This is a genomic window from Pseudomonas shirazica, from assembly GCF_015168335.1.
GTDB lineage: Bacteria > Pseudomonadota > Gammaproteobacteria > Pseudomonadales > Pseudomonadaceae > Aquipseudomonas > Aquipseudomonas asiatica.
The window spans coordinates 5,705,988-5,726,291 of record NZ_CP063456.1 but is presented as its reverse complement, the minus strand read 5'-3'; the positions used below and the strand labels follow the sequence as shown (position 1 = coordinate 5,726,291).

General features: G+C 64.4%; 22 protein-coding genes and 1 pseudogene. 20 read left to right on the top strand and 3 right to left on the bottom strand.

The genetic code is table 11. From position 1 onward, the window contains the following. Positions 1-4: 4 nt before the first annotated feature. From IMX18_RS26350 to IMX18_RS26310, 9 genes are all read left to right on the top strand, one after another. Positions 5-1,009: an aspartate carbamoyltransferase catalytic subunit gene (locus IMX18_RS26350; RefSeq protein ID WP_003257774.1), complete on the top strand. Its 1,005-nt coding sequence runs from the start codon at positions 5-7 to the stop codon at positions 1,007-1,009. After that, positions 1,006-2,277: a dihydroorotase gene (locus IMX18_RS26345; RefSeq protein WP_015272083.1), complete on the top strand. Its 1,272-nt coding sequence runs from the start codon at positions 1,006-1,008 to the stop codon at positions 2,275-2,277. The genes IMX18_RS26350 and IMX18_RS26345 overlap by 4 nt, the downstream gene beginning before the upstream one ends. A gap of 213 nt (positions 2,278-2,490) precedes the next feature. After that, entirely contained in the window at positions 2,491-3,021 is a 531-nt protein-coding gene (gene hslV / locus IMX18_RS26340) for an ATP-dependent protease subunit HslV (protein ID WP_003249309.1), read from the top strand. A 76-nt stretch (positions 3,022-3,097) separates the two neighbouring features. Continuing rightward, positions 3,098-4,441, top strand: a complete 1,344-nt coding sequence (gene hslU / locus IMX18_RS26335; protein ID WP_015272084.1) for an ATP-dependent protease ATPase subunit HslU — start codon at positions 3,098-3,100, stop codon at positions 4,439-4,441. Positions 4,442-4,611: 170 nt separating this feature from the next. Beyond that, entirely contained in the window at positions 4,612-4,989 is a 378-nt protein-coding gene (locus IMX18_RS26330; protein ID WP_003249306.1) for a gamma-butyrobetaine hydroxylase family protein, read from the top strand. Positions 4,990-5,258: 269 nt separating this feature from the next. Beyond that, the gene (gene phaC / locus IMX18_RS26325) at positions 5,259-6,938 is read left to right on the top strand and encodes a class II poly(R)-hydroxyalkanoic acid synthase (protein WP_015272085.1); all 1,680 of its coding nucleotides are present in this window, start codon (positions 5,259-5,261) and stop codon (positions 6,936-6,938) included. Between the two features lie 63 nt (positions 6,939-7,001). Continuing rightward, positions 7,002-7,853, top strand: a complete 852-nt coding sequence (gene phaZ, locus IMX18_RS26320; RefSeq protein ID WP_015272086.1) for a poly(3-hydroxyalkanoate) depolymerase — start codon at positions 7,002-7,004, stop codon at positions 7,851-7,853. A 52-nt stretch (positions 7,854-7,905) separates the two neighbouring features. Continuing rightward, the gene (gene phaC, locus IMX18_RS26315; RefSeq protein WP_024087840.1) at positions 7,906-9,588 is read left to right on the top strand and encodes a class II poly(R)-hydroxyalkanoic acid synthase; all 1,683 of its coding nucleotides are present in this window, start codon (positions 7,906-7,908) and stop codon (positions 9,586-9,588) included. Positions 9,589-9,601: 13 nt separating this feature from the next. Beyond that, the gene (locus IMX18_RS26310; protein WP_025340913.1) at positions 9,602-10,216 is read left to right on the top strand and encodes a TetR/AcrR family transcriptional regulator; all 615 of its coding nucleotides are present in this window, start codon (positions 9,602-9,604) and stop codon (positions 10,214-10,216) included. Positions 10,217-10,336: 120 nt separating this feature from the next. Here the strand turns inward: IMX18_RS26310 and IMX18_RS26305 are convergent, their stop codons facing one another. From IMX18_RS26305 to IMX18_RS26295, 3 genes are all read right to left on the bottom strand, one after another. Next, positions 10,337-11,110: a phasin family protein gene (locus IMX18_RS26305; RefSeq protein WP_054572182.1), complete on the bottom strand. Its 774-nt coding sequence runs from the start codon at positions 11,108-11,110 to the stop codon at positions 10,337-10,339. Positions 11,111-11,120: 10 nt separating this feature from the next. Further along, positions 11,121-11,540, bottom strand: a complete 420-nt coding sequence (locus IMX18_RS26300; protein WP_015272090.1) for a phasin family protein — start codon at positions 11,538-11,540, stop codon at positions 11,121-11,123. Positions 11,541-11,663: 123 nt separating this feature from the next. Beyond that, complete coding sequence (locus IMX18_RS26295) at positions 11,664-11,939, bottom strand: polyhydroxyalkanoic acid system family protein (protein ID WP_015272091.1); 276 nt, start codon at positions 11,937-11,939, stop codon at positions 11,664-11,666. Between the two features lie 124 nt (positions 11,940-12,063). Here IMX18_RS26295 and ubiE point away from each other — a divergent pair, with 124 nt between their 5' ends. The 11 genes and pseudogenes from ubiE to IMX18_RS28595 all read left to right on the top strand — a co-directional run bounded on the left by ubiE (position 12,064) and on the right by IMX18_RS28595 (position 20,188). Beyond that, the gene (gene ubiE / locus IMX18_RS26290; RefSeq protein WP_013974541.1) at positions 12,064-12,834 is read left to right on the top strand and encodes a bifunctional demethylmenaquinone methyltransferase/2-methoxy-6-polyprenyl-1,4-benzoquinol methylase UbiE; all 771 of its coding nucleotides are present in this window, start codon (positions 12,064-12,066) and stop codon (positions 12,832-12,834) included. After that, complete coding sequence (locus tag IMX18_RS26285) at positions 12,834-13,457, top strand: ubiquinone biosynthesis accessory factor UbiJ (RefSeq protein WP_102083223.1); 624 nt, start codon at positions 12,834-12,836, stop codon at positions 13,455-13,457. The genes ubiE and IMX18_RS26285 overlap by 1 nt, the downstream gene beginning before the upstream one ends. Beyond that, positions 13,454-15,073, top strand: a complete 1,620-nt coding sequence (gene ubiB / locus IMX18_RS26280; protein WP_015272092.1) for a ubiquinone biosynthesis regulatory protein kinase UbiB — start codon at positions 13,454-13,456, stop codon at positions 15,071-15,073. The genes IMX18_RS26285 and ubiB overlap by 4 nt, the downstream gene beginning before the upstream one ends. A gap of 72 nt (positions 15,074-15,145) precedes the next feature. Beyond that, entirely contained in the window at positions 15,146-15,538 is a 393-nt protein-coding gene (gene hisI, locus IMX18_RS26275; protein ID WP_013974544.1) for a phosphoribosyl-AMP cyclohydrolase, read from the top strand. A 1-nt stretch (position 15,539) separates the two neighbouring features. Continuing rightward, the gene (locus IMX18_RS26270; protein ID WP_015272093.1) at positions 15,540-15,875 is read left to right on the top strand and encodes a phosphoribosyl-ATP diphosphatase; all 336 of its coding nucleotides are present in this window, start codon (positions 15,540-15,542) and stop codon (positions 15,873-15,875) included. 153 nt (positions 15,876-16,028) lie between these two features. Beyond that, positions 16,029-16,301: a twin-arginine translocase TatA/TatE family subunit gene (locus IMX18_RS26265; protein ID WP_003259853.1), complete on the top strand. Its 273-nt coding sequence runs from the start codon at positions 16,029-16,031 to the stop codon at positions 16,299-16,301. A 3-nt stretch (positions 16,302-16,304) separates the two neighbouring features. Continuing rightward, positions 16,305-16,682, top strand: coding sequence for a Sec-independent protein translocase protein TatB (gene tatB / locus IMX18_RS26260; protein WP_003259854.1), 378 nt, complete (start codon positions 16,305-16,307; stop codon positions 16,680-16,682). Continuing rightward, positions 16,679-17,467, top strand: a complete 789-nt coding sequence (tatC, locus tag IMX18_RS26255; protein WP_013974546.1) for a twin-arginine translocase subunit TatC — start codon at positions 16,679-16,681, stop codon at positions 17,465-17,467. The genes tatB and tatC overlap by 4 nt, the downstream gene beginning before the upstream one ends. After that, positions 17,464-18,171 (top strand): 16S rRNA (uracil(1498)-N(3))-methyltransferase, encoded by a 708-nt coding sequence (locus tag IMX18_RS26250; protein WP_054572184.1) that lies wholly within the window; start codon positions 17,464-17,466, stop codon positions 18,169-18,171. Before tatC ends, IMX18_RS26250 begins: the two co-directional genes overlap by 4 nt. Before the next feature lie 100 nt (positions 18,172-18,271). Further along, a pseudogene (locus IMX18_RS28600) lies at positions 18,272-19,285 on the top strand (methyl-accepting chemotaxis protein); the annotation flags it as partial. Between the two features lie 30 nt (positions 19,286-19,315). Beyond that, a complete protein-coding gene (locus tag IMX18_RS28595) occupies positions 19,316-20,188 on the top strand; it encodes a methyl-accepting chemotaxis protein (RefSeq protein WP_409201723.1) in 873 nt (290 codons plus the stop codon). Positions 20,189-20,304 lie beyond the last annotated feature (116 nt).

The following is a 20,304-nucleotide window of genomic DNA, read 5'->3' as shown; positions in this document are numbered from 1 at the left end:
CGCGATGACGCCAATCGACGCCAAGCGCCCGCTGCAGCTCAATGATCAGGGCCAGCTGCGCCACTTCCTCTCGCTCGACGGTTTGCCCCGCGAACTGCTCACCGAGATCCTCGACACCGCCGACTCCTTCCTGGAAGTCGGTGCCCGGGCCGTGAAGAAAGTCCCGTTGCTGCGCGGCAAGACTGTGTGCAACGTGTTCTTCGAGAACTCCACCCGTACCCGTACCACGTTCGAACTGGCGGCCCAACGCCTGTCGGCCGACGTGATCAGCCTGAACGTGTCGACCTCCTCGACCAGCAAAGGCGAAACCCTGTTCGATACCCTGCGCAACCTCGAAGCCATGGCCGCCGACATGTTCGTGGTGCGTCACTCCGATTCCGGGGCCGCGCACTTCATCGCCGAGCATGTGTGCCCGGAAGTTGCCGTGATCAACGGCGGTGACGGCCGCCACGCGCACCCGACCCAGGGCATGCTCGACATGCTCACCATCCGCCGCCACAAGGGCAGCTTCGAGAACCTGTCGGTGGCCATCGTCGGCGACATCCTGCACTCGCGCGTGGCCCGCTCCGACATGCTGGCGCTCAAAGCGCTGGGCTGCCCGGACATCCGCGTGATCGGCCCGAAAACCCTGATCCCGATCGGTATCGAGCAGTACGGCGTGAAGGTCTACACGGACCTCGCCGAAGGCCTGAAGGACGTCGACGTGGTGATCATGCTGCGCCTGCAGCGTGAGCGCATGGCCGGCGGCCTGCTGCCCAGCGAAGGCGAGTTCTACCGCCTGTTCGGCCTGACCACCGCGCGCCTGGCCGGGGCCAAGCCCGACGCCATCGTCATGCACCCGGGCCCGATCAACCGCGGCGTGGAAATCGAGTCGGCGGTGGCCGACGGCAAGCACTCGGTGATCCTCAACCAGGTCACCTACGGCATCGCCGTGCGCATGGCCGTGCTGTCCATGGCCATGAGCGGGCAGAACGCGCAACGTCAATTCGACCAGGAGAACGCCCAGTGACCATCAGTATTCTCGGCGCCCGGGTCATCGACCCGAACAGCGGCCTGGACCAGGTCACCGACCTGCACCTGGACGGCGGCCGCATTGCCGCCATCGGTGCAGCCCCGGCCGGCTTCAGCGCCAGCCGCACGATCCAGGCTGATGGCCTGGTCGCCGCACCCGGCCTGGTCGACCTCGGCGTGTCCCTGCGCGAGCCGGGCTACAGCCGCAAAGGCAACATCGCCAGTGAAACCCGCGCCGCCGTCGCCGGCGGTGTCACCAGCCTGTGCTGCCCGCCGCAGACCAAGCCGGTGCTGGACACCTCGGCCGTGGCCGAGCTTATCCTTGACCGCGCCCGCGAGGCCGCCAACAGCAAGGTCTACCCGATCGGCGCCCTGACCAAGGGCCTGGAAGGCGAGCAACTGGCCGAGCTGGTGGCCCTGCGCGACACCGGCTGCGTGGCCTTCGGCAATGGTCTGAAGGAAATCCCCAACAACCGTACCTTGGCCCGCGCCCTGGAATACGCCGCCACCTTCGACCTGACCGTGGTGTTCCACTCCCAGGACCGCGACTTGGCCCAGGGTGGCCTGGCCCACGAAGGTGCCATGGCCAGCTTCCTCGGCCTGCCGGGCATTCCGGAAACCGCCGAGACCGTGGCCCTGGCGCGCAACCTGCTGCTGGTGGAACAGACCGGCGTGCGTGCGCACTTCACCCAGATCACCAGCGCCCGTGGCGCGCGGCTGATCGAGCAGGCCCAGCAGCTTGGCCTGCCGGTGACCGCCGATGTGGCGCTGTACCAACTGATCCTTACCGACGAGTCGCTGCGTGAGTTCTCCAGCCTGTACCACGTGCAGCCACCGCTGCGCACCGCCGCCGACCGTGACGGCCTGCGTGCGGCGGTGAAGTCGGGGGTGATCCAGGCGATTTCCAGCCACCACCAGCCGCACGAGCGCGACGCCAAGCTGGCCCCGTTCGGCGCCACCGAGCCGGGCATCAGCAGCGTCGAGCTGCTGCTGCCGCTGGCCATGACCCTGGTGCAGGACGGCCTGCTCGACCTGCCAACCTTGCTGGCCCGCCTGAGCAGCGGCCCGGCGGCGGCCCTGCGCCTGCCGGCCGGCGAGCTGAAAGTGGGTGGCGCGGCCGACCTGGTGCTGTTCGACCCGCAAGCCTCGACCGTGGCCGGCGAGCAGTGGTTCTCCCGCGGTGAGAACTGCCCGTTCATCGGCCACTGCCTGCCGGGTGCGGTGCGTTATACCTTGGTCGATGGGCATGTCTGCCACGAGGCCTGAGTAACCCTCACTGGCCTCATCGCCGGCAAGCCAGCTCCCACAGGAAATCACTGCCCTCAATGCCTGTGATATCCGTGTGGGAGCTGGCTTGCCGGCGATGAGGCCAGTACAAGGGAACACCTACCATTCATCCCCCACGGTTGAAATCCTTCCCCCCACCCCCATATGAGTCTGCATCAGGCACTTTCGCCCCGCTGCGTGGAGACTCTCCCCTTGACCACCATCGTTTCTGTCCGCCGTAACGGCAAAGTCGTCATGGGCGGCGACGGCCAGGTATCCCTCGGCAACACCGTGATGAAAGGCAACGCCAAGAAGGTGCGCCGCCTGTACCACGGCCAGGTCATCGCGGGCTTCGCCGGCGCCACCGCCGATGCGTTCACCCTTTTCGAGCGCTTTGAAGGCCAGCTTGAAAAACATCAGGGCCACCTGGTCCGCGCCGCCGTCGAGCTGGCCAAGGAATGGCGTACCGACCGCTCCCTGAGCCGCCTGGAAGCCATGCTGGCCGTGGCCAACAAGGACGCCTCCCTGATCATCACCGGCAACGGCGACGTGGTCGAACCCGAAGACGGCCTGATCGCCATGGGTTCCGGCGGCGCCTACGCCCAGGCCGCAGCCCGCGCCCTGCTGAACAAGACCGACCTCTCGGCCCGTGAAATCGCCGAGACCGCCCTGAACATCGCCGGCGACATCTGCGTGTTCACCAACCACAACCTGACCATCGAGGAGCAGGACCTGGCCGACTGATCAGCTGTTCTGGCGCCTCATCCCGGTGATGGGGTTTTTCCACGCTGATTCATTCCGCCCGAGGACCATTTTCATCATGTCCATGACCCCCCGCGAGATCGTCCACGAACTCAACCGCCACATCATCGGCCAGGACGACGCCAAGCGCGCCGTGGCCATCGCCCTGCGCAACCGCTGGCGGCGCATGCAGCTCCCCGCCGAGCTGCGCGCCGAAGTGACCCCGAAGAACATCCTGATGATCGGCCCTACCGGCGTCGGCAAGACCGAAATCGCCCGCCGCCTGGCCAAGCTGGCCAACGCGCCGTTCCTCAAGGTCGAAGCCACCAAGTTCACCGAAGTGGGCTACGTGGGCCGCGACGTCGAGTCGATCATCCGCGACCTGGCCGATGCCGCGCTGAAGATGCTGCGTGAGCAAGAGATCATCCGCGTGCGCCACCGCGCCGAAGACGCCGCCGAAGACCGCATCCTCGACGCCCTGCTGCCGCAGGCGCGGGTCAGCAGCTTCGCCGAAGAAGCCGCGCAGACCAGCACCGATTCCAACACCCGCCAGCTGTTCCGCAAACGCCTGCGCGAAGGCCAGCTGGACGACAAGGAAATCGAGATCGAAGTGGCCGATGCCGTGGGCGTCGAAATTGCCGCGCCGCCCGGCATGGAAGAAATGACCAACCAGCTGCAGAGCCTGTTCGCCAACATGGGCAAAGGCAAGCGCAAGGCGCGCAAGCTGAAGGTTAAAGAGGCGCTGAAGATGGTTCGCGATGAAGAAGCGAGCCGCCTGGTCAACGAGGAAGAACTCAAGGCCAAGGCCCTGGAAGCTGTCGAGCAGCACGGCATCGTGTTCATCGACGAAATCGACAAGGTTGCCAAGCGCGGCAATGTTGGCGGCGCCGACGTGTCCCGTGAAGGCGTGCAGCGCGACCTGCTGCCGCTGATCGAAGGCTGCACCGTCAACACCAAGCTGGGCATGGTCAAGACCGACCACATCCTGTTCATTGCCTCGGGTGCGTTCCACCTGAGCAAGCCGAGCGACCTGGTGCCCGAACTGCAAGGCCGCCTGCCGATCCGTGTGGAGCTCAAGGCCCTGACCCCGGAAGACTTCGAGCGCATCCTGCAGGAGCCGCACGCGTCGCTGACCGAACAGTACCAGGCCCTGCTCAAGACCGAAGGCCTGAATATCGAGTTCCTCGCCGACGGTATCAAGCGCCTGGCCGAGATTGCCTACCAGGTGAACGAGAAGACCGAGAACATCGGTGCCCGCCGCCTGCACACCCTGCTCGAGCGTTTGCTCGAAGAGGTGTCGTTCAGCGCTGGCGACCTGGCCAGCACCCATGACGAAGCGCCGATCCAGATCGACGCGGCGTATGTGAACAGCCACCTGGGTGAGCTGGCGCAGAACGAAGACCTGTCGCGTTACATCCTGTAAGACCGCAGGGGGCCGCCTTGCGGCCCATCGCGACGCAAGGCCGCTCTTACAAGGTAACGCGATCTCCTGTCGGAGCGGCCTTGTGTCGCGATGGGCTGCAAAGCAGCCCCTTGCACAATCCCCCGAATCTCCTGAAGCTGTGCACCATCAGCTCCCGAGAGATTCCGCCCATGGCCCGCCTGCCCACCGCCATCAACCTGCACAAAGCCTCGAAAACCCTCAGCCTCACCTACGCCCCCGGCGAGGTCTACCACCTGCCCGCCGAATTCCTGCGCGTGCACTCCCCCTCCGCCGAGGTTCAGGGCCACGGCAACCCCATCCTGCAGTTCGGCAAGATCAACGTCGGCCTCAGCGGGCTGGAACCTGCCGGGCAATACGCACTGAAACTGACCTTCGACGACGGCCATGACAGCGGCCTGTTCACCTGGGAATACCTCGAGCAGCTGTGCCTGCGCCAGGAACAGCTGTGGGCCGAGTACCTCGACGAACTGCACAAGGCCGGCAAATCCCGCGACCCCGCCGAGTCGGTGGTCAAACTCATGCTCTAGCGCAAGGCCTTCAGGATTTAGAGCGCATTTTCTAAATTCATTTGTTTGAATACCTTACAGACAGCCCAGTGACGGGCTGTCTTGCGCATTACATGAAAGTCGGGTAACCAATGGGGGGTGGCAAGTTCCCTGCATCAAATTGCAGGTAGCCAGAACCCTCGCAGCACCGCTGTTCCTTATCACTGGTCACCCGAGTAGCAGTACCGGGCTCAGAACTGTGCACCCGCCACAGAAACCGGTACTCGTCTCAGGACAACGGAGCGTCGTAGATGAGTAACAAGAACAACGATGAGCTGCAGCGGCAGGCCTCGGAAAACACCCTGGGGCTGAACCCGGTCATCGGTATCCGTCGCAAGGACCTGTTGAGCTCGGCACGCACCGTGCTGCGCCAGGCCGTGCGCCAACCGCTGCACAGCGCCAAGCATGTGGCCCACTTTGGCCTGGAGCTGAAGAACGTGCTGCTGGGCAAGTCCAGCCTTGCCCCGGAAAGCGACGACCGTCGCTTCAATGACCCGGCATGGAGCAACAACCCACTTTACCGCCGCTACCTGCAAACCTATCTGGCCTGGCGCAAGGAGCTGCAGGACTGGATCGGCAGCAGTGACCTTTCGCCCCAAGACATCAGCCGTGGCCAGTTCGTCATCAACCTGATGACCGAAGCCATGGCGCCGACCAACACCCTGTCCAACCCGGCAGCGGTCAAACGCTTTTTCGAAACAGGCGGCAAGAGCCTGCTCGATGGCCTGTCCAACCTGGCCAAGGACCTGGTCAACAACGGCGGCATGCCCAGCCAGGTGAACATGGACGCCTTCGAGGTGGGCAAGAACCTGGGCACCAGTGAAGGCGCCGTGGTGTACCGCAACGATGTGCTGGAGCTGATCCAGTACAGCCCCATCACCGAGCAGGTGCATGCCCGCCCGCTACTGGTGGTGCCGCCGCAAATCAACAAGTTCTACGTATTCGACCTGAGCCCGGAAAAGAGCCTGGCGCGCTACTGCCTGCGCTCACAGCAGCAGACCTTCATCATCAGCTGGCGCAACCCGACCAAAGCCCAGCGCGAATGGGGCCTGTCCACCTATATCGATGCGCTCAAGGAGGCGGTCGACGCGGTGCTGGCGATAACCGGCAGCAAGGACTTGAACATGCTCGGTGCCTGCTCCGGCGGCATCACCTGCACGGCATTGGTCGGCCACTATGCCGCGCTCGGCGAGAACAAGGTCAATGCCCTGACCCTGCTGGTCAGCGTGCTGGACACCACCATGGACAACCAGGTCGCCCTGTTCGTCGACGAGCAGACCCTGGAGGCCGCCAAGCGCCACTCCTACCAGGCCGGCGTGCTCGAAGGCAGCGAGATGGCCAAGGTGTTCGCCTGGATGCGCCCCAACGACCTGATCTGGAACTACTGGGTCAACAACTACCTGCTCGGCAACGAGCCGCCGGTGTTCGACATCCTGTTCTGGAACAACGACACCACGCGCCTCCCGGCCGCCTTCCATGGCGACCTGATCGAGATGTTCAAGAGCAACCCGCTGACGCGCCCGGACGCCCTGGAAGTGTGCGGCACTCCGATCGATCTGAAACAGGTCAAATGCGACATCTACAGCCTCGCCGGCACCAATGACCATATTACCCCTTGGCAGTCGTGCTACCGCTCGGCGCACCTGTTCGGCGGCAAGATCGAATTCGTGCTGTCCAACAGCGGCCATATCCAGAGCATCCTCAACCCGCCAGGCAACCCCAAGGCGCGCTTCATGACCGGTGCCGATCGCCCGGGTGACCCGGTGGCCTGGCAAGAAAACGCTACCAAGCATGCGGACTCCTGGTGGCTGCACTGGCAAAGCTGGCTGGGCGAACGTGCCGGCGAGCTGAAAAAGGCACCGACCCGCCTGGGCAACCGTGCCTATGCCGCTGGCGAGGCATCCCCGGGCACCTACGTTCACGAGCGTTGAGCTGCAGCGCCGTGGCCCCCTGCGGGGCGCCACGGTGTTCATTTCACCCCATGAGTCACGCGCATGCCGCAACCCTATATCTTCAGGACCGTCGAGCTGGACAACCAGTCCATCCGCACCGCCGTCCGCCCGGGCAAGTCGCACCTGACGCCGCTGCTGATCTTCAACGGCATCGGCGCCAACCTGGAGCTGGTGTTTCCGTTCATCGAGGCGCTGGACCCGGACCTGGAAGTCATCGCCTTCGATGTGCCCGGGGTCGGCGGCTCGTCCACGCCGCGCCACCCTTACCGCTTTCCCGGGTTGGCCAAGCTGACGGCACGCATGCTCGACTACCTCGACTATGGCCAGGTCAATGTCATCGGTGTGTCCTGGGGCGGCGCCCTGGCCCAGCAGTTCGCCCACGACTACCCCGAGCGCTGCAAGAAGCTGGTGCTGGCCGCCACTGCCGCCGGTGCGGTGATGGTGCCGGGCAAGCCCAAGGTGCTGTGGATGATGGCCAGCCCGCGGCGCTACGTGCAGCCGTCGCATGTCATCCGCATTGCGCCGACGATCTATGGCGGCGGCTTCCGGCGTGACCCGGACCTGGCCATGCAGCACGCCGCCAAGGTGCGATCCGGCGGCAAGATGGGCTACTACTGGCAGTTGTTCGCCGGGCTTGGCTGGACCAGCATCCATTGGCTGCACAAGATCCAGCAGCCGACCCTGGTGCTGGCAGGCGACGACGACCCGTTGATCCCGCTGATCAACATGCGCCTGCTGGCCTGGCGAATTCCCAATGCCCAGCTACACATTATCGACGACGGCCATCTGTTCCTGATCACCCGGGCCGAGGCCGTCGCCCCGATCATCATGAAGTTCCTTCAGCAAGAGCGTCAGCGCGCTGTCATGCACCCTCGCCCGGTTTCGGGCGTGTAGGGGCGTGCTTGCCCGCGAAGCGGCGCCATGGTTAGAACGAGGGAGTGTTGCCATGAAAGACAAAACGGCCAAAGGAACGACAACGCTTCCCGCCACCAGCATGAACGTGCAGAACGCCATCCTCGGCCTGCGCGGCCGTGACCTGATTTCCACGCTGCGCAATGTCAGCCGCCAAAGCCTGCGTCACCCGCTGCACACCGCGCATCACCTGTTGGCCCTGGGTGGTCAGCTGGGCAGGGTGATGCTGGGTGACACACCGTTTCAGCCGAACCCGCGCGATCCGCGCTTCAGCGACCCGACATGGAGCCAGAACCCGTTCTACCGGCGCGGCCTGCAAGCCTACCTGGCCTGGCAGAAGCAGACCCGCCTGTGGATCGAGGAAAGCCACCTGGACGACGATGACCGGGCCCGTGCGCACTTCCTGTTCAACCTGATCAACGATGCACTGGCGCCGAGCAACTCGCTGCTCAACCCGCTGGCGGTCAAGGAACTGTTCAACAGCGGTGGCCAGAGCCTGGTACGCGGCGTGGCCCACCTGCTCGATGACCTGCGCCACAACGATGGCCTACCACGCCAGGTCGACGAGCGCGCCTTCGAAGTGGGCGGCAACCTGGCTGCAACCGCCGGCGCCGTGGTGTTTCGCAATGAGCTGCTGGAGCTGATCCAGTACAAGCCGATGAGCGAAAAGCAGCACGCCCGGCCACTGCTGGTAGTGCCGCCACAGATCAACAAGTTCTACATCTTCGACCTCAGCTCGACCAACAGCTTCGTCCAGTACATGCTCAAGAGCGGCCTGCAGGTGTTCATGGTGAGCTGGCGCAACCCCGACCCGCGACACCGCGAATGGGGCCTGTCGAGCTACGTGCAGGCCCTGGAAGAAGCGCTCAACGCTTGCCGCAGCATCAGCGGCAACCGCGACCCCAACCTGATGGGTGCCTGCGCCGGCGGCCTGACCATGGCCGCGCTGCAGGGTCACCTGCAGGCCAAGCACCAGCTGCGTCGGGTGCGCAGCGCCACCTACCTGGTCAGCCTTCTGGACAGCAAGTTCGAAAGCCCCGCCAGCCTGTTCGCCGACGAGCAGACCATCGAAGCCGCCAAGCGCCGCTCCTACCAACGCGGCGTGCTGGATGGCGCCGAGGTGGCGCGGATCTTTGCCTGGATGCGGCCCAACGACCTGATCTGGAACTACTGGGTCAACAACTACCTGCTCGGCAAGACACCACCAGCCTTCGACATCCTGTACTGGAACGCCGACAGCACGCGCCTGCCCGCCGCGCTGCATGGCGACCTGCTGGACTTCTTCAAGCTCAACCCGCTGACTCACCCAGCCGGCCTGGAGGTATGCGGCACCCCCATCGACCTGCAGAAGGTCGATCTGGACAGTTTCACCGTAGCCGGCAGCAACGACCACATCACCCCGTGGGATGCGGTGTACCGCTCGGCCTTGCTGCTGGGCGGCGACCGTCGCTTCGTGCTGGCCAACAGCGGGCACATCCAGAGCATCATCAACCCGCCCGGCAACCCCAAGGCCTATTACCTGGCCAACCCCAAGCTGTCCAGCGACCCCCGTGCCTGGTTCCACGACGCCAAGCGCAGCGAAGGCAGCTGGTGGCCGTTGTGGCTGGAGTGGATCACCCCGCGCTCCGGCCCGCTCAAGGCACCACGCAGCGAACTGGGCAATGCCACCTACCCACCGCTGGGCCCCGCGCCGGGTACCTACGTGCTGACTCGATGAGCATGCCAATTGGATGAAGACTCGCGACCGTATCCTGGAATGCGCCCTGCAGCTGTTCAACCAGCAAGGCGAACCGAACGTATCCACCCTGGAAATTGCCAACGAACTGGGCATCAGCCCCGGCAACCTCTACTACCACTTCCACGGCAAGGAGCCGTTGGTGCTGGGGCTGTTCGAGCGCTTTGAAGAAGCGCTAATGCCCTTGCTCGACCCGCCACTGGAGGTACGCCTGGATGCCGAGGATTACTGGCTGTTCCTGCACCTGATCGTCGAACGCATGGCGCAGTACCGCTTCCTGTTCCAGGACCTGTCGAACCTGACCGGGCGCCTGCCCAAACTGGCCCGCGGCATGCGCAGCCTGATCAACGCACTCAAGCGCACACTGGCGGCGTTGCTGGCCAGCCTCAAGGGCCAGGGGCTGGTAGAGAGCGAGACCCAGGCGCTGGGGCAACTGGTGGAGCAGATCACCCTGACACTGATGTTCTCGCTGGATTACCAGCGGGTACTGGGGCGCGAGGGGGATGTGGGGATTGTGGTGTACCAGGTGATGATGCTGGTGGCGCCGCATCTGCAGGCCCAGGCGCGGGGGGCGGCGGAGCAGTTGGCGGTGAGGTATCTGGAGGGGTAAGCCTGTTGTTTCGGTGTCGCGGCTTTCGCGGGCATGCCCGCTCCCACAGGTGAAATGCAGTGCTCGAGTGCACACAGGACCTGTGGGAGCGGGCAAGCCCGCGAAGAAGGCGACGCGGTATCAGATCAGGGTACCGGTGCCTGTCGGTGCCGAAGGCGGATTGCTGGCCGGAGCCGCGGTTGGTGCAGGAGCTGCGCTAGCGGTCGGAGCGGCGCTCGCCGCTGGAGCTGCCGGCTTGGCGGCTGCTGGCTTGGCCGGTGCTTTCTTCACTGCCGGCTTCTTCGCCACAGCCGGCTTGGCCGCTGCCGGTTTCGCCGCAGGCTTGGCCGCTGCAGTCTTGGCAGCAGGTTTCGCCGCAGCAGTCTTGGCCGCCGGCTTGGCCGCCGCAGTTTTCGCCGCAGGCTTGGCCGCTGCCGTCTTGGCCAGTGGCTTGGCCGCCGCCTTGCTCGCAGCCGGTTTGGCCGCAGCGCGCGACGAAATCGGGGTAACCGAAGCGCCGGTAAGTTTCTCGATCTGCTTGGTCAGGCTGTCCACCTGCTGGTGCAGGGCCTTGATCTCGTTGCGGCTCGGCACGCCAAGGCGCGAGATGGCGCTGTTCAGGCGCTTGTCGAAGGCCTCTTCGAGTTCGCTCCACTTGCCCAGCGCACGGTCCTTCACGCCCGACACACGCGAAGTGGTCGACGACTTGGCAGTTTCAGCAACATCTTCGGCGGTCTTCTTCGCCTGCTTCTCGGCCTTCTCGCCATCCTTCACCAGCGAGTCGAACAGCTTCGGGCCGTCCTGGTCGATCTTCGAATAGATACCAAGCCCCGCCAGCCAGATCTTGCGGGAGTACTTCTCGATCCCGCCGACCCAGGAGCTGCCTTCTTTCTCGGAATTCTTCTTGCCAGCCATCCTGCTCTCCTTATGGTTTGTGCGCGACGCGCTCGAGCAGCTCGTGCAGCTGTTCAAGCTTGATGGACAACGCCTCAACGTCATGTTTAGACGGAATGCCAAGGCGATTCAAGGCGCGACCTACCCGCGCGTCGAAAGCTTTTTCGATCTTGTCCAGTTGAACTTCGACCTTGCCGCGTACGCGACTGACTTCCTGGGTCGCTTCTTCGATCTGATTGTTGGCAGCATCGAGCTCCTTGTCGATGCGCTTCTTGCCACGCTTCTCGACGCCTTCGCCGGCCTTGACCAGCTCATTGAAGTAGTCGGAGCCTTCCTGGCCCACACGCGCATAGGCGCCGATGCCCGCCAGCCAGATCTTGCGCGCGTAGCCGCGCACCTCGCCCAGCGTGCCCGGGGCGTCGTCCTTTTTCTTCACAGTCACTTTGGCCATGCTCTGTACCTCATGCTCATGAGTGGAGGATAAACCGCCCATGGAGGTTGGGCTTGAGCACAAGGTAGAGAGGGAAATTAGAATCTTCACCCTAAGGTGAACGAGCATGGCCGCCGGAAGGGGTCAGGCCAGGGCTTTGTCCAGCGCCCGCTCGATCTCGCCCTTGATGGTGCCGCTCATCATCGACAGCATCATGCCCAGCTTCAATTCGACGCGGATGCGGTCATCGAAGATGTGCACGCTGCCGTTGGCACCGCTGCGCGCCACGTCGACCCTGTCGCCGTTCCAGGTGGCCTTGAGGTCGTATTCGCGGGTCAGTTTGTCGACCAGCGCTTCAGCCTTGGCACGGGCGGCATCGCGGCCGAGGGAATGTTTGCGTTCGACGCTGATCTGGGTCATGCGGGTGTTCCTGAAGATGAAGACATAATGGGCATTATGCCCGCCCCTGCCCACTGGCACACCCCGCCAAGACAAATCTGCCCGTTCGCCCTAGAATGGCGGTAATTTTTTCCGGTGAAGCGATATGAACGACCAGCGCAAAGGCGACCACGCCGAACCCACCACCCATTTCGGTTACCAGGACGTCCCTGAAAGCCAGAAGGCGAAGAAAGTCGCCGAGGTGTTCCACTCGGTAGCGGCCAAGTACGACCTGATGAACGACGTGCTTTCCGGCGGCATGCACCGCCTGTGGAAGCGCTTCACCATCGAGCTGTCGGGCGTACGCGCCGGCAATCGTGTACTGGACATCGCCGGCGGTACCGGCGACCTGGCCGCCAAGTTCTCGCGGCTGGTCGGCCCGACCGGTCAGGTAGTGCTGGCCGACATCAACGAATCGATGCTCAAGGTCGGTCGTGACCGCCTGCTCGACCGTGGCGTGGCCGGCAACATCGAGTTCGTTCAGGCCGACGCCGAGAAGCTGCCATTCCCGGACAACCACTTCGACTGCGTGACCATCGCCTTCGGCCTGCGCAACGTCACCCACAAGGACGAAGCCATCCGCTCGATGCTGCGCGTGCTCAAGCCAGGCGGTCGCCTGCTGGTGCTGGAGTTCTCCAAGCCGACCAACAAGCTGATGTCCAAGGCCTACGACGCCTACTCGTTCGCCTTCATGCCGCTGGCCGGCAAGCTGATCACCAACGACTCGGAGAGCTACCGTTACCTCGCCGAGTCGATCCGCATGCACCCCGATCAGGAAACCCTGAAGGCCATGATGGTCGAGGCCGGTTTCGACCGGGTCACCTACCACAACATGACCAGCGGCATCGTTGCCGTGCATCGGGGGATCAAGCCCTGATGCTGCTGGCCGGGCTGCTCGCCAGCGCCGAACATGGCCTGAACCGCGTCCTGCGCATGGACAGCACGGCCCTGCCGCGGCTGGCCGCGCTGGAGGGCAAGGTCATCGAGATCGACTGCCGCCAGCCGGCCTTGCAGGTTTTCATCCTGCCCGATGAAGAGGGCCTGATGCTCGCCGCCCACTGGCAAGGCGAGGTCAACTGCAGCCTGCGCGCCCCGGCCGGCAGCCTGGCGCAACTGGCCCTGGCCAGGGACAAGACCGCCGTGCTGCACAGCCCGCAAGTCGAATTGCATGGCGACAGCGCCGTGCTGCTCGACCTGTTCGGTGTGCTGCAGGACCTGGAGCTGGACTGGGAACACGAACTGCAACGCTGGCTTGGCCCGGTCGCCACGGCGCTGCTGGCCGGCCACATCCGCCTGCGCGCACGCTGGACCCGCCAGGGCCTGGCGCGCTTCAGCCAGAACCTTTCCGAGTACCTGGCCGAAGAGTCCCGTACCTTGGTCGGCAAGCGCGAAGCCGAAGCCGCCTTCAGCGAGCTCGATACCCTGAAGCTCGATACAGAACGCCTCGAGGCGCGCCTCAAGCGCCTCTCCCGATCCCTTGATACCAGCGATAACGCATGAAGCTGCTCGCCGTCCGCCGTCTTTTTCGCATCCAGCGTGTGGTGATTCGCTACCGTCTCGATGACCTGCTGTTCGACCTGCCGCTGCCCTGGTGGCTGATGAGCCTGCGCCTGCTGATGCCGTGGCGCTGGCTGCCGCGCAAGCCGTCAGAGCTCAACCGAGGCGCGCGCCTGCGCCTGGCCCTGCAGGACCTGGGGCCGATCTTCATCAAGTTCGGCCAGTTGTTGTCCACCCGCCGTGATCTGCTGCCCAACGACATAGCCGATGAACTGATGCTGCTGCAGGACCGCGTGCCGCCGTTCGACCCCAAGCAGGCCGTGGCACTGATCGAGGCGCAGCTGGGCGCCCCGGTAACGCAACTGTTCAGCCGCTTCGACGTCGAACCACTGGCCTCGGCCTCGGTGGCCCAGGTGCATGCTGCGCGCCTGAAAAGTGGCGAGGAAGTGGTGGTCAAGGTGGTGCGCCCGGGCCTGAAGCCGGTGATCGCCCAGGACCTGGCCTGGCTGTTCCTGATCGCCAAGGCCGCCGAGCGCGCTTCGGCCGACGCCCGCCGCCTCCACCCGGTGGAAATCGTCGGCGACTACGAAAAAACCATCTACGACGAGCTCGACCTGCTGCGCGAAGCGGCCAACGCCAGCCAGTTGCGGCGCAATTTCGAAGGTTCCGAGCTGATGTACGTGCCCCAGGTGTACTGGGACCTGTGCCGCCCCAAGGTGCTGGTAATGGAGCGCATCTACGGCGTGCCGGTGACCGACATGGCCACCTTGGCCGATCAGCGCACCGACATGAAGCTGCTGGCCGAACGAGGCGTGGAGGTATTCTTCACCCAGGTGTTCCGCGACAGCTTCTTCCATGCCGACATGCACCCGGGCAACATCTTCGTCAGCACTGTCAAACCATGGAGCCCGCAGTACATCGCCATCGACTGCGGCATCGTCGGCAGCCTGACCGCTGAGGACCAGGACTACCTGGCGCGCAACCTGATCGCTTTCTTCAAGCGTGACTACCGCCGCGTCGCCCAACTGCACATCGACTCGGGCTGGGTGCCGGCGCACACCAAGGTCAACGAGTTCGAAGCGGCGATCCGCACCGTGTGCGAACCGATCTTCGAAAAACCGTTAAAGGATATTTCCTTCGGCCAGGTGCTGATGCGCCTGTTCCAGACCGCCCGGCGCTTCAACATGGAAGTGCAGCCGCAGCTGGTATTGCTGCAGAAAACCCTGCTCAACATCGAGGGCCTGGGCCGCCAGTTGTACCCAGACCTGGACCTGTGGAGCACCGCCAAGCCATTCCTCGAGCGCTGGATGCGCGACCGCATGAGCCCCAAGGCCGTGCTCGGCAACATCCACAGCCAGGTCGAGCAACTGCCGCACCTGGCCGACATGGCCCGCGACCTGCTCGAGCGCCTGTCGCAACCGCACCTGCACGATCCGCAACTGCCGGAGCGGCGCCGCCAGGGCGACCGCTGGGCGCTGCGCCTGCTCGGCGCCGGCCTGCTCGGCGGGGGCGCGGTACTGGCCGCTGGTGCCGCCGCAGCCACCAGCCTGGCCGCCCCTGCCGCCTGGCCGGCCTGGCTGATGCTGGCCGCCGGCCTTTACCTGATCGTGCGCCAATAGCCAGCCGCGCCCATGGCTGGCACACTAGCGCAAAGGGCCCGGCACAGGAGCGGGCCCGCTTTGGAGTCGACGATGAAAGACTGGCTGGACGAGATCAAGTGGAACAGCGAGGGCCTGGTACCGGCGATCGCCCAGGACCACAAGACCGGACGCGTGCTGATGATGGCCTGGATGAACCGCGAATCGCTGGCCCTGACCGCCGCCGAGCAACGCGCCATCTACTGGTCGCGTTCGCGTGGCAAGCTGTGGCGCAAGGGCGAGGAATCCGGGCATGTGCAGAAGCTGCATGAAATGCGCCTGGACTGCGATGCCGACGTGATCATCCTGATGGTCGAGCAACTGGGCCATATCGCCTGCCATACCGGCCGTGAAAGCTGCTTCTACCGCGTCTTCGAAGACGGCCAGTGGAAAACCGTCGACCCGGTCCTGAAAGACCCGGATGCCATCTACAGCGCAGGACACTGACATGAGCGACACCCTGAACCGCCTGGCCGAAGTGCTTGAAGAACGCAAGCAAGCGGCCCCCGACAGCTCCTACGTGGCCAGCCTGTACCACAAGGGCCTGAACAAGATCCTCGAAAAGCTCGGCGAAGAGTCGGTCGAGACGATCATTGCCGCCAAGGACGCCGCGGTCAGCAAGGATTACAGCGATGTCATCTACGAAACCGCCGACCTGTGGTTTCATAGCCTGGTAATGCTCAGCGCGCTGGGCCAGCATCCGCAGGCCGTGCTCGATGAGCTGGAACGCCGCTTCGGGCTTTCCGGGCATGATGAGAAGGCTGCACGAACGCCTGCTGCCTGACGTATTTTCGGGGCCTGTGGGAGCGGGTTCACCCGCGAACACCGGCAAAGCCGGTGCCATACACCGCGTTGCATTCTTCGCGGGTGAACCCGCTCCCACAATGGTTGCAATGCAGCCCCGATAGGGCCAACACACATTTTTCAGGAGTACGAAATGGGTATCTTTGACTGGAAACACTGGATCGTCCTGCTAGTGGTCGTGGTCCTGGTGTTCGGTACCAAGAAGCTGAAGAACTTCGGCAGTGACCTGGGTGAGTCGATCAAGGGCTTCCGCAAGGCCATGAGTGACGAAGAGAACAAGCCAGCCGAGCAGACCCCGCCGCCTGCCCAACCCGTTCCACCGGTGCAGAACACTGCCCAGCAGAACCAGGGCCACACCATCGAAGGCCAGGCCCAGCCGGTCCAAGAGCCGCAGCGGAAAGACTGACCCATGTTCGGCATCAGTTTCAGCGAGCTGCTGCTCGTCGGCCTGGTCGCCCTGCTGGTGCTCGGCCCCGAGCGCCTGCCCGGTGCCGCGCGCACGGCAGGCCTGTGGATCGGCCGGCTCAAGCGCAGTTTCAACAGCATCAAGATGGAAGTGGAGCGCGAAATCGGCGCCGACGAAATCCGCCGCCAGCTGCACAACGAGCACATCCTGCAGATGGAAGAGGAAGCCAAGCGCATCCTCAACCCGATGACGCCACCGGCGCAGCCGCCTGTCACCACCGCAACCGTTCAGCCCCCCGCCGGGCTCGAAGCCAGGCCGGTCGAGACCGCTGCCGCCCCGGCCACGCCTTCTGAACCGCCTCAACCGCCGCGAGCCCCATGAGCGAAAATCCGGAACACGACCAGCCAATGCCGCTGGTTTCGCACCTGACCGAACTGCGCACCCGCCTGTTGCGCTGCGTTGCCGTCATTTTCCTGATCTTTGCCGGGCTGTTCTCCTTCGCCCAGCAGATCTACACCCTGGTCTCCGCACCGCTGCGCGAGCACTTGCCGGCCAATGCCACGATGATCGCCACCGACGTGGCATCGCCGTTCCTCACGCCGTTCAAGCTGACCATGATCGTCTCGCTGTTCCTGGCGATTCCGTTCATCCTCCAGCAGATCTGGGGCTTCATCGCACCCGGGCTGTACCGCCATGAAAAGCGCATTGCCATTCCGCTGCTGGTGTCGAGCATCTTCCTGTTCTACGCCGGCATGGCCTTCGCCTATTTCCTGGTGTTCCCGCTGATCTTCGGCTTCTTCGCCAGCGCCACGCCAGAAGGCGTGTCGATGATGACCGACATCGCCAGCTACCTCGACTTCGTGATGACGCTGTTCTTCGCCTTTGGCGTGGCCTTCGAAATCCCGGTGGCGGTGGTGCTGCTGGTATGGATCGGCGTGGTCGACGTGAAGTACCTGAAGAAGATTCGCCCCTACGTGATCATCGGCTGCTTCGTGGTCGGCATGGTCCTTACCCCGCCGGACATCTTCTCCCAGACCCTGCTGGCCGTACCCATGTGGCTGCTGTTCGAGATCGGCGTGCTGTGCGGCAGTCTGATCCGCAAGCGCAGCGCCCACGACGAAACCGCCAACGACCACAACGACCAGCCACCAGCGACCCAACCGTGAACCTGTTGCTCCTTGAAGAGGCCGACTTCGTCTCGGCCGACCGCGTCGTCCTCGCAGATAGGCGCTTCACCCACATGCAGGACATCCACCGTGTGGCGGTGGGCGACAACCTGCGCGTGGGGCGAATCAACGGCCTGATGGGCAAGGCCACGGTGCTGCGCCTGGAAAAGCACGAAGCCGAACTGGAAGTCGCCTTTGACCAGCAGCCACCGGCCAAGCTGCCGCTGACCCTGGTGCTGGCCGTACCTCGGCCGAAAATGCTGCGCCGGCTGTTCCAGACCGTGGCCACCCTCGGCGTGCCGCGGCTGATCCTGCTGAACAGCTACAAGGTCGAGAAAAGCTTCTGGCAAACACCGTTCCTGCACCCGGACAGCATTCGCGAGAACCTCATCCTGGGCCTGGAACAAGCCCGCGACACCGTGCTGCCCGAAGTGATCATCGAGAAGCGCTTCAAACCGTTCGTCGAAGACCGCCTGCCGGCCATCGCCGCAGGCACCCTGGGCTTGGTCGGCCACCCCGGCCCCTACCCCGCCTGCCCGCGCGCCGTGGAGCAGCACGTGACCCTGGCCATCGGCCCGGAGGGCGGCTGGATCCCCTACGAGGTGGACCTGCTGGGCAAGGCAGGCCTGGCTCCGGTCCAGCTGGGCGACCGCATCCTGCGGGTAGAGACCGCGGTGACAGCGCTGCTTTCACGGATTTTCTGACACTCTAGTCAATTTTTACCCATAAAGTTTCCCTTCCCCAGGCCGATTGTCTTGGCAACACAACAATTAATCGTGCTGCCAAGGCGCCGGGGAGTCGTACATGTATCAATGGTTCGCCCAATCATTGGGCAATGTGAGCGTCAATCGCAAACTGGGGCTGGGCTTCGGCCTGGTGCTGCTGTTGACCCTGGCCATTACCCTGGCTGGCTGGCACGGCATGGACAGCATCATCAACCGTGGCGACAAGCTGGGAAACATCTCGGTCATCCAGCAGTACACCCAGGAACTGCGCATCGCCCGCCAGCATTACCAGCGCCAGCCTGACGAAGCCTCGGTGGCAGAGCTGGAAAAAGCCCTGGGCAATCTCGAGCGCCAGGTGCAGCTTATGCTCGGGCAGATCGAGCAGCCCGCTGACAGACAGCGCCTTGAGCAGCAGCGCGAGGCCGTGCGCGGCTACCAGCAGGCATTCAACGACCTGAAACAGGCCGGCCAGCGCCGCGAGGCCAGCCGCGCCGTGCTAGGCGACACTGCCGACAAGGCCGCGGAGCTGATTGGCCGGGTGCAACGCGGCCTGCTGCAGGGTGGCGATATCAGCCAGTACCAGCACGCGGTGGAAGTCAGCGCCCTGTTGCAACAGGCGCGGTTCCAGGTACGCGGTTACACCTACAGCGGCAACGCCGACTACCAGCAAACGGCGCTGAAGGCCATCGACCAGGCCTTGGCCGAGCTACGCGCGCTACCGGCCAAAGTGCCGGCGGAGCACGCTGCCAGCCTGGACGATGCCACCACCGCCCTGGCAGGCTACCGCGACGCGGTCACCCAGTTCGGCAATGCCCAGGCCGCCAGTGAGCAGGCCCTGCAGAGCATGGTCGAGCACGGCACGGTACTGCTGCAGACCAGCCAGGCGATGACCACATCGCAAACCGCTGTGCGCGACGCCGGGGCGGCCCAGGCCAAGACCGTGCTTGCCGTGGCTACCGTGCTGGCCCTGGCCCTCGGCCTGCTGGCGGCCTGGGCCATCACCCGGCAGATCATCGTCCCGCTGCGCCAGACCTTGCACGCCGCCGAGCGCGTGGCCAGTGGCGACCTGACCCTGAACCTGCAGGTACAACGCCGCGACGAACTGGGCCAGTTGCAGGCCAGCATGCAGCGCATGACCCAGGGCCTGCGCGAACTGATCAGCGGTATCGGTGATGGCGTCACGCAGATCGCCAGTGCTGCCGAGGAGCTGTCGGCGGTGACCGAGCAGACCAGTGCCGGAGTCAACAACCAGAAGGTCGAGACCGATCAGGTGGCAACCGCCATGAACCAGATGACCGCCACCGTGCATGAGGTGGCGCGCAATGCCGAGCAGGCCTCGGAAGCTGCGTTGATGGCCGACCAGCAAGCCCGCGAAGGCGACCGTGTGGTGGGCGAGGCGGTGGCGCAGATCGAGCGCCTGGCCGGCGAAGTGGTCAATTCCAGCGAAGCGATGAACCAGCTCAAGGCCGAAAGCGACAAGATCGGCAGCGTGCTCGACGTGATCAAGTCGGTGGCCCAGCAGACCAACCTGCTGGCCCTCAACGCGGCGATCGAGGCGGCCCGGGCCGGCGAGGCCGGGCGTGGCTTTGCTGTGGTGGCTGATGAGGTGCGCAGCCTGGCGCAGCGCACCCAGCAATCGACCGAAGAGATCGAAGAGCTGATTGCCGGCCTGCAGAGCGGCACCCAGCGTGTGGCCAGCGTGATGGACAGCAGCCGCCAGTTGACCGACAGCAGCGTCGAACTGACCCGCCGAGCCGGCAGTTCGCTGGAGACCATCACCCGTACCGTGTCTTCGATCCAGGCCATGAACCAGCAGATTGCCACGGCAGCGGAAGAACAGACGGCTGTTGCTGAGGAGATCAACCGCAGCGTGATGAACGTGCGGGATATTTCTGACCAGACCTCGGCGGCCAGTGAAGAGACGGCCAGTTCCAGCGTGGAGCTGGCGCGGTTGGGTACCCACCTGCAAGGGTTGGTGGGGCGGTTCAGGCTCTAGGCTGATGTGTAGGTCACCTGTACTGGCCTCTTCGCGGGTAAACCCGCTCCCACAGGTACCGCACAGTTCTCAAAATCTGTGCAGTACCTGTGGGAGCGGGTTTACCCGCGAAGAGG

Bases quoted from the DNA above. Each gene is read 5' to 3' on its own strand.
- tatB (WP_003259854.1), top strand. From the start codon at position 16,305: ATGTTCGGCATCAGTTTCAGCGAGCTGCTGCTCGTCGGCCTGGTCGCC.
- ubiB (WP_015272092.1), top strand. From the start codon at position 13,454: ATGAAGCTGCTCGCCGTCCGCCGTCTTTTTCGCATCCAGCGTGTGGTG.
- IMX18_RS28595 (WP_409201723.1), top strand. From the start codon at position 19,316: ATGCAGCGCATGACCCAGGGCCTGCGCGAACTGATCAGCGGTATCGGT.
- IMX18_RS26300 (WP_015272090.1), bottom strand. From the start codon at position 11,540: ATGGCCAAAGTGACTGTGAAGAAAAAGGACGACGCCCCGGGCACGCTG.
- hslU (WP_015272084.1), top strand. From the start codon at position 3,098: ATGTCCATGACCCCCCGCGAGATCGTCCACGAACTCAACCGCCACATC.
- phaC (WP_015272085.1), top strand. From the start codon at position 5,259: ATGAGTAACAAGAACAACGATGAGCTGCAGCGGCAGGCCTCGGAAAAC.
- phaC (WP_024087840.1), top strand. From the start codon at position 7,906: ATGAAAGACAAAACGGCCAAAGGAACGACAACGCTTCCCGCCACCAGC.
- IMX18_RS26265 (WP_003259853.1), top strand. From the start codon at position 16,029: ATGGGTATCTTTGACTGGAAACACTGGATCGTCCTGCTAGTGGTCGTG.
- IMX18_RS26295 (WP_015272091.1), bottom strand. From the start codon at position 11,939: ATGACCCAGATCAGCGTCGAACGCAAACATTCCCTCGGCCGCGATGCC.
- ubiE (WP_013974541.1), top strand. From the start codon at position 12,064: ATGAACGACCAGCGCAAAGGCGACCACGCCGAACCCACCACCCATTTC.
- hisI (WP_013974544.1), top strand. From the start codon at position 15,146: ATGAAAGACTGGCTGGACGAGATCAAGTGGAACAGCGAGGGCCTGGTA.
- IMX18_RS26270 (WP_015272093.1), top strand. From the start codon at position 15,540: ATGAGCGACACCCTGAACCGCCTGGCCGAAGTGCTTGAAGAACGCAAG.
- IMX18_RS26305 (WP_054572182.1), bottom strand. From the start codon at position 11,110: ATGGCTGGCAAGAAGAATTCCGAGAAAGAAGGCAGCTCCTGGGTCGGC.
- tatC (WP_013974546.1), top strand. From the start codon at position 16,679: ATGAGCGAAAATCCGGAACACGACCAGCCAATGCCGCTGGTTTCGCAC.
- IMX18_RS26330 (WP_003249306.1), top strand. From the start codon at position 4,612: ATGGCCCGCCTGCCCACCGCCATCAACCTGCACAAAGCCTCGAAAACC.
- IMX18_RS26285 (WP_102083223.1), top strand. From the start codon at position 12,834: ATGCTGCTGGCCGGGCTGCTCGCCAGCGCCGAACATGGCCTGAACCGC.
- IMX18_RS26310 (WP_025340913.1), top strand. From the start codon at position 9,602: ATGAAGACTCGCGACCGTATCCTGGAATGCGCCCTGCAGCTGTTCAAC.
- phaZ (WP_015272086.1), top strand. From the start codon at position 7,002: ATGCCGCAACCCTATATCTTCAGGACCGTCGAGCTGGACAACCAGTCC.
- IMX18_RS26350 (WP_003257774.1), top strand. From the start codon at position 5: ATGACGCCAATCGACGCCAAGCGCCCGCTGCAGCTCAATGATCAGGGC.